General features: G+C 40.7%; 3 protein-coding genes. All 3 read right to left on the bottom strand.

Translation table 11 applies throughout. The annotated features are described in order from the left end of the window. Positions 1-587: 587 nt before the first annotated feature. The 3 genes from ABJF11_RS07235 to ABJF11_RS07225 all read right to left on the bottom strand — a co-directional run bounded on the left by ABJF11_RS07235 (position 588) and on the right by ABJF11_RS07225 (position 6,309). Complete coding sequence (locus ABJF11_RS07235) at positions 588-1,031, bottom strand: hypothetical protein (RefSeq protein WP_348119078.1); 444 nt, start codon at positions 1,029-1,031, stop codon at positions 588-590. Positions 1,032-1,034: 3 nt separating this feature from the next. Next, entirely contained in the window at positions 1,035-4,211 is a 3,177-nt protein-coding gene (locus ABJF11_RS07230; protein WP_348119077.1) for a T9SS type A sorting domain-containing protein, read from the bottom strand. Between the two features lie 169 nt (positions 4,212-4,380). Next, positions 4,381-6,309: an OmpA family protein gene (locus ABJF11_RS07225; protein WP_348119076.1), complete on the bottom strand. Its 1,929-nt coding sequence runs from the start codon at positions 6,307-6,309 to the stop codon at positions 4,381-4,383. Positions 6,310-6,312 lie beyond the last annotated feature (3 nt).

Here is a 6,312-nt window from a genome sequence, read left to right as displayed (position 1 = left end):
GTCGTACCCTTAAGTACAACTGTCACGCCTGGTAGTGTCGAATCGTCTTCTGCAGACGTCACCTTACCAGAAACTGTCCTGTCCTGTGCGGAAGCTTGTGCTATCAAGCCAGACACGAACAAGAAAATCAGTAATAGTTTTTTCATTGTCATAATTTTTAGTGATAAAATTTGTTAACTGATCTATAATAAGGACAGCCATTTCTTACCCTTATGGGTCTAAACCAAAAAAAATGAAAGGTTATTTTGCGGACATTTACTTAAGAAAAGGGGATAATTAGGCGATAATAAAAAAGGGCAAAGTTTTATTTTTAGTAATCTGATTTTTGGAAGAAGAACTAAATTATTTAGAAGTGCTTTTCAAAATACCCCAAATAAAAATTGGGTCTCTTTTTTTCTATTTTTTACCTGGCCAACTGCATTTTTGTCATTTTGTAAAAGTATTGAATGCCTCCAGGATGGTGATCAAGCCTCATGATGGACAAGGATAAATAGTACAAAAAAAGGCATCGCTCAAGATTGAACGATGCCTTTTTTTGATTGTAAAATAGGTGAGTATCCCTATTGATTTCTACGAAAAAACAGAACTTACTTTTTCTCCATGGCTTCAAGTTCAGATTTCAAAATTTTATTCTGATTTCTGACATCAATGAGCTGTACTCGCGAAGAAAGTTTTTCGCCGGGCTGAAGCATTTCAGTGGACTTGAGTACTTCTAAGCGATAGTCGTCGTACCATTTGACATATCCAGCGGCATGCTTATCCTTATGAACTATTGTACCTGATTTGTTTTCGATCACGACATAACTTAAAGATTGAGCCTTTCCTGCCTGCATATCTGAGTGCAAATACAAAGTATGGGTGTCTGCATTATTGACCATAGTCTCATTTATCTCTCCTATGGACTCGACTATTGCTGCCAAATTATTGTCTGGCTTCACAGCATCGGTAACACTGGTGGAGGTTTTACATGCATACGCTACAAATAAAAGCGCTACCAATAGGCCAATTCTAGATTTTATCTTAGTTATCATAATTTAGTCCAATATAAATTTTGAAACATTTGATCTGCCTTGCCCATCTACTAATCTCAACAGATACATGCCTCTATCCAGATGACTTGTTTCGATTCGTTTCTTATTCCATGCGCTTGTGGCTACCTCCGTATGTACCAATGCCCCTTGAATGCTCCTAATCTCGAGTGACTTTACGTAGCTGTCTGCAATATTCACATTGAGGTATTCAGATGCCGGGTTTGGATAAACGCTAACTTCTGCATCAAAGGTATCCGCCGAAAGAATTACTTTCTGTCCTTCATATTGCAGATCAAGATCTACACTCCAAATTCCACGTCCGTAGGTTCCTATTACCACTTCTCCGTCCTGGACCTTAATATCCTGAATCATTACAAATGGAAGACCGTTGTCGGCATAGTGCCATGACTCGCCGTTGTCGGTGGACTCGTAAAGTCCCAGTTCTGTACCTGCCCATAAGGTCTCACCATCAGGGAAAATAAGTAGCGCATAAGTAGAAATATCTGGGTACCCATTGTCGCTCTCGCTGTTGGTACCAAATCCTGAAATGTCTTCCCAGGTTTCACCCAAATCTTTAGATCTTAAAATTTTTGGTTCTCCCACTCTAGAATTAGTCACATAGACTGTCTGAGCATCATTCGGGTCTGGAACTATGGTAGTAATATTACCTGCATCAGGAACCAAATCAAAGTTTTTGACTGCTTCGAAGGTTTCACCAAAATCTGTAGAGACAAACAAATTTCGATCCTCGTCCATGGCGCCTCCTGCCCAAACTATGGATGGATCAGCATCAGACACCTCAACGTCATGAAATCCTCCCCAACCTTTACTGGCTTTCAATTCTTTCAGGCTCCAAAAACTTCCAAAGTCGGTTGACTTCCAAACGCCTCTGTCACTTACCGCAAATACAGTGTTTGGATTGTTTCTTGAGTTTCCAAATTTCGAATAGAATGGTGCTTCAGAGCTGTTGTTGCCTGAGTCAGTCAATCCATTGGTAGATTCGACCCAGTTGGCGCCTCCATCTGTAGTCTTGTACAAGATATTTGAATAGATCGCTATTAGCATAAGGTTTGGACTGCTCCCATGCCATAGTACATCTAATCCATCCCCTCCATTGGGCTGATCTATATAGCTCGACGTGGCTCCTGGATCATCATTGGAATACACCACTCCATTATCTTGCGTACCACCGAGGTATGAAGCCGAACCAGGCTTCTTAGAAATATTGTAGAACTGTGTGGTCGACATTCCTTTAGTTCGGGTACCGAAATTCACTCCTCCATCAATACTCACTGCCACTCCTCCATCATTGGTAGAAACTACTCTTTGCACTCCATCGATGTCGAATATGCTGAGTGAGTGGTGATCCACGTGCATGTCTTCGTTGTCTTCAGAGACATTGCTTATTGACATATTGTAAAAATCAATTTCACCAAAAGTCACGCTAAATGTCGCATCATCAATATCGCCATCATTGAAATCTGAATCCAATACCAATTTTGGCCACATAAAGAGGTACTGAGATTCTTCGTGTCCCCCATCTTTAGTTATTGTAGATGAGGCGGAGTTGGCATTGTAAGCAATCGAGTGTATAAATATATACTCTCTACTGTTGCTCAAATCTTCGTCTTTCGGGAAATTGAGATCGAAACCACCGTCTTGTTGTTGATCTCTAAATGATACCATTAGCTGCTGGTTGTTTTCAACATCCCATGCTTCAAAAGGTACATCTACATAATCCTGATAGCTATAATCGGCATCAGGAACACCTGCGTTTTCTCCATCAGGCACTGTGAATCTATGTGCTTTTTGGCTTTTACTTGATCCAAATCTAATTTCTAATGATGGGGTCTCAAGTGAATTTTTTATGGCCAGTTTATTTCCATAATGAGTACCATTGTTGAAGTTCACGAGATCTAGAAACCCTTCAGTCTCACTCTCGTCAGCTCCTAAAAATGTCTTCTTACCATTGACCTTAGAACCTGTCTCTACTTCTCCTGTCCATAAGTTAGTACCACCCCAAATAATTTTCTTGTCATCCTCTGGATAGATAGCAATACAGTTGTCATAATTACCCTGCACCAAATAATCAGTATCTCCAGTTACTGTTTTGTCTTTGACCAGCGTCCAGGTGTCACCAGCGTCTGCTGAGTAGAACAGCCCTGATCCTGAAGAGGAAAAGCCGCCATATGAGACAGATGCGAAAATTGAATTGCTGTTGGATGGAGCGATTGCGAATTCGAATCGACCAGGACTAAATGCACTTGCGATGTCCTCAAGTCCTGTGTCTTCCCAAGTATCACCTCCATCGGTTGACTTTACAATTCCTTCTTGAAATACAGATAAGTATAAAGTCTCAAAATCATTGGGATCAGCACTCAGCTGATGTGCAAGGTTGCTTGCCTCATACACTTTTGTCCAAGTATCTCCTCCGTCTGTTGACTTCATTACAGCTCCTTCTGGGTTCAATTCACCAAAGTTGGTTGAAGTCGAAGCGAAGATGAGGTCAGCATCGGTTGGGTCAACTACGATTCTGTTGACATTTGAAAAATCATCAGACGCTGATTTGATAGTACTGGCAATCAAAGACCACGTGTCTCCTCCATCAGTAGATTTTAATATTCCGGAACCGTTGTGCAAAGACCCACTATAGGCATTTTCACCGGTACCGGCATAGATGATATCAGGGTTTTCCTCACTCTGAGCAAGGCATACAATAGATAAGTTGGGAACTTCTTCGGATACATTGGTCCACTGTACTCCTTGATTAGAAGTTTTGTATATCCCTCCTCCGGCAGTACCAACAATCCAGCTGAAGCTGCTGTCATCGTTTTTATCAACAATAAAGGCTTTAGTTCTACCTGGGACATTTCCCGGTCCTCTTTCAGTCCATTCCAGATCCTCTTTAGTTCTTGCGCTATGTCCAGAATTAGACAAAGATTTCAAGTACTGAGCACCAATATCAGGTCGCTTGATTTCTTCTGAAGCTTCTCCTCTTTTGGTTCTTGTCATGCGATCAATATAGGAGACCACCGCAATTTTGGCTTCCGAATCTCTGCCATATTTAATGGCTTCGTCATAGGCTGTGTCTGGTGTTGATTTAGAGTTTATCAATTCATTTGCTTGATAAACGATGAATAGGCCGAGTAGTAAGCCAAGGGCAATAGCTGCAATTCTCATTTTGGGTACGGTTTTTTTTATAAATACTGATCCAAACTTCATAAAATCATTGCTAAAGGATTCAAATGAAGATTTATTGGATTTGTTGAATCTTCAAACTTATGTCAAATCAGTCAGATATCCTTTTTTCTCCCTAAAATTTATTCTATTATCAGGGATTTTGTTCTGGTTATTCTTCAATGCTGGAGATCTTAAACTCAATCCTTCGATTTTTAGACTGATTTTCCAAATTATCATTGGGCACAATAGGTTTGTCCTGGCCGTATCCTACATATGAAATTTGTTCTGGACGGATACGCTTAAAAATCAGGAAATCATAGACAGATTTGGCTCGCTTCGTAGACAATTCCATATTATATTCTGCAGACCCAATATTGTCCGTATGACCGGATATTTCAACTTTCACATTCGGATTTTGCCTTAGGAAATTGTAAACCTCTTTTAATTCTGACATGGACGTGCGCTGAAGGCTAAATTCATTGAAATCAAAGAATATATTTCCAAGTACCGTGATGGCGCCTACCTTTACTGGCTCCAATTTGATATCCAACAAGTTTTGATCAAATTGATCAATGTCTTCGAACGAAAAGGAAAAATCCTTGAACAAGAATCCTTGAGCGGTCACATACAGGCCGTATTGATTAGATTCAGATAATACAACGGTATATGCTCCTGTCTCCTTGTCAGAGCTTAATTTAGAAAAATACTTCTCATCGTTTAGCTTATAGAGTTTGATATTTGCGCTTATGGGTGCGCCAGTATCGGCGTTGGTCACTGTGCCTCTTAGGAATGAGCTTTTGTTTGACACCTGAAATGTATCTGGTAGATCAAAGCTATAGAGTCGACTCTCAAAATCGTTCCGAATTTTCTTTTCTATTGTATAATAACCTTTCTCTCCATCAGAAGAGATATACAATGAAACCTGATCATGAGCATCATTGAGTGGATATCCAAGATTGACGGCCTCTGTCCAAACTGTATCCTTTCGTTCGCTCATGTATATATCAAGACCTCCTAAGCCTACTCTACCGTTAGACGAAAAGTATATTGATTCTCCATTGGCATGAATGAAAGGTGAAATTTCGTCTTTATTGGTATTAACATTTTTGCCCAAATTGATGGCTTCCTGCCACTTTCCTTTTAAGTCTTTGGAGGACATCCAAATGTCTTTTCTTCCCAAACCGCCTTGTCTATTGGATACAAAGTATATGGTACGCCCATCGGCCGAAAGGGATGGTTGTGCTTCCCAGGCTTCAGAATTGATCATACGTCCCATGTTTTCAGGTTCGGACCAATTGTCCCCTTCCTTGTAAGAGGCGTAGATATCACAACTACCAAAACCTCTTCGTCCATCGCATGAAGTAAAAACCAACATACGCCCATCTGCAGATAGCGAAGCAGCACCTTCGTTGAAGGTTGAGTTGATCTTGTCGGATATCGAGCGAGGCACAGACCATGAACCATCTTCTAATTTGTCGCAATAGTAGATGTCCTCGTCATCTCGCATAGACAAGCCTTCGCGTCGGGTAAAATAGATCTTCTGCTGATCCACGGACAACACAGGAAAATATTGCAGCTTAAAATCATTCGCATGATCAGGTAGGATGGCAATGTTGTATTCGAAGGGTGCAGCCATAGCAACTAATGCATATTGACAATTGTCTATCATGACCTCTGACTGCTGCCTCTTCTTTAAATCCGTGTCTTCTCTGGATAGATAATGTGCCAAATAAGCTTTTGCCTCCTCATAGTTGGATTGTTTAAAGTATATTTCTCCAATCAGAAAGTAGGCATAGGTGGATTTAGAATAGTCTGGGTCTATTTCTAAGGCTTTATGTAGAGCGACCAGCGTAAGACTGTCTCTGCCCAGTCTATAATTGGCACTACCCATAGCCAACCAAACTTCGATGAAGTTGGGATCTCTGTCTAGCGCATCTTGCAATGGCTCCATGGCTTCACGAAATTGTGATCTTTTCAGATATTGACGTGCCTCTTCATAGTATTTTTCGGCTCGCTTATCAATGGTGGAGTACTTCGTGCCTTGGGCAAAAACAGCGAAGCATGAAAATATGAATAAGGTGGTAATGGCAATTCTCATAAA

The organism is Reichenbachiella sp., assembly GCF_039941815.1.
Lineage (GTDB): Bacteria > Bacteroidota > Bacteroidia > Cytophagales > Cyclobacteriaceae > Reichenbachiella.
Note: the sequence above shows the minus strand (reverse complement) of the source record. Positions and strands in the feature narration are given on the sequence as shown.

Excerpts from the sequence above, each read along its gene's own strand:
- ABJF11_RS07225 (WP_348119076.1), bottom strand. The coding sequence starts at position 6,309 with ATGAGAATTGCCATTACCACCTTATTCATATTTTCATGCTTCGCTGTT.
- ABJF11_RS07235 (WP_348119078.1), bottom strand. The coding sequence starts at position 1,031 with ATGATAACTAAGATAAAATCTAGAATTGGCCTATTGGTAGCGCTTTTA.
- ABJF11_RS07230 (WP_348119077.1), bottom strand. The coding sequence starts at position 4,211 with ATGAGAATTGCAGCTATTGCCCTTGGCTTACTACTCGGCCTATTCATC.